Here is a 1,840-nt window from a genome sequence, read left to right as displayed (position 1 = left end):
TACGCATATTTTGGGTCTTCACCAAATAATAAATTGTTTCTAGAACCGCTAACGTTGTTGTTAACTTGATTTTGTAATAATTCTGTTCCAATTACACCGTTAATTTTATGTTCTCCAATTTTTTTGTCATAAGAAACAGTATTGGTCCAAGTGGTATTCGCCCCAAAGTACGAGTTTTGAGAAGCGCCATTTACAGCATCATTATACAGTACCCCTAAATGATTGGTTGGATTCATAGATCTACCATAACCAAACCAAGAATCAACGCCATAAACAGATCTAAATTTTAAATTTAAAAAAGGCTCAATTTCTAAAAACGCATTTCCTATAATATTGTTTCCTTTACCGTAATTAAAGTTGTGTCTGTAAAACATCACCGCTAATGGGTTGGTTTGCCCAGTTGACAATCCGTCTAAAGTAGGAGTAAATCCAAACGGACTTATGTTTCTATCAATTGAAGTTTGCCAATAAGCAGGTTGCAAAGGATTTTGAACTAAGGCATTGTGTAAATCGTTATAATAAATGTTACCAGTTCCTACACCTCTATTTTGTGTATTTGTATAAGTGAAATTTTCACCAACAGTAATAATGCTGTGGCTATCATTCTTTTTCAATACCATTTGAGTGTTGAATCTTGCAGTCAGTCTTTTGTAGCCTGCATCTGTAAGATTACCTCCAAGTACACCATCTTGATCAAAATACGAAAGACCAGCTGCATAAACAATGTCATCACTACCACCAGTAATATTCATAGAGTGATTTACTATCGGTGCATCTTTTTTGGTCATTTCTTTTATCCAATTGGTACCTAAACCACCAGCCTGTATATTCGCCCAAACCTCATCGCCCAATTGTTTTCCTGCGCCTGGGTAATTTGTTTCTAACCAACTGTTGTTATGAACAATGGTGTTCCAGTCGTTTGGAGCTAAACCATCATTAACCATTCCCTCATCCATAATATACATGTATTCTTGGGCATTCAATGGATCCAAGTTTTTGTAGGTGTTTTGGATTCCATAATAGTAATCATAGCTAATTTTTGCTGGACGACCTTTACGACCTTTTACAGTAGTAACTAAAACAACACCATTTGCTGCTCTAGATCCATAAATTGCTGCTGATGCCGCATCTTTTAAAACATCAATAGACTCAATGTCCGATGGGTTTAAATAATCGATATTTCCTACAGGTACTCCATCAACAATGTATAATGGATTTGAGTTACCAATAGTTCCTATACCACGAATGGTTACTCTAGTTCCTGCCCCTGGGGATCCATTATTTTTCGTAATGTTTACACCCGCTGCAATCCCTTGAAGAGCATCCATTGCCGATCCGGTATTCAATGCTGCGAGATCTTCCCCCTGAAAGTTGGAGCTAGCTCCTGTAATAAGGCCCTTTTTTTGTGTACCATATCCTACAACAACAACCTCCTGTAACGATTGCGATTCAGGATTAAGTTTTGCATTAATGGTAGTTCGTCCTTTAATGGATTCTTGAACTGTTCCGTAACCTACGAAACTAAAAACTAAAGTGCCATTTGAATCTGCCTTTAATTGATAATTTCCATCCATGTCCGAAGATGTTGCCTTAGCGGTTCCTTTAATTAAAACGGAAACACCTGGAACAGGTAATCCGTTTTCGTCAATTACTTTTCCTTTAATGGTAAGATCTTGTGCTTGCCCATAAACTGAAAATAGAACGGATAAGAAACAAAAAATAATTAATTTTGTTAATTTCATTTTTCTAAAATTTTGGTTAGTTATTTGTTAATTGTATTGTTTCCTTATTAGAAAAAGCAATACATTTACAAATGTAAATATTATGTTAAAGTTATATT

1 protein-coding gene is annotated in these 1,840 nt (G+C 35.5%); it reads right to left on the bottom strand.

The window, feature by feature from the left end:
* Positions 1 to 1,742: SusC/RagA family TonB-linked outer membrane protein (locus EKL98_RS15475; protein ID WP_126563098.1), on the bottom strand; the 1,742-nt coding region annotated here is incomplete at its 3' end.
* Positions 1,743 to 1,840: the final 98 nt, after the last annotated feature.

Source organism: Flavobacterium bomense, from assembly GCF_003970355.1.
The sequence above is the reverse complement of the archived record's forward strand: the minus strand, read 5'-3'. Positions and strand labels throughout refer to the sequence as shown.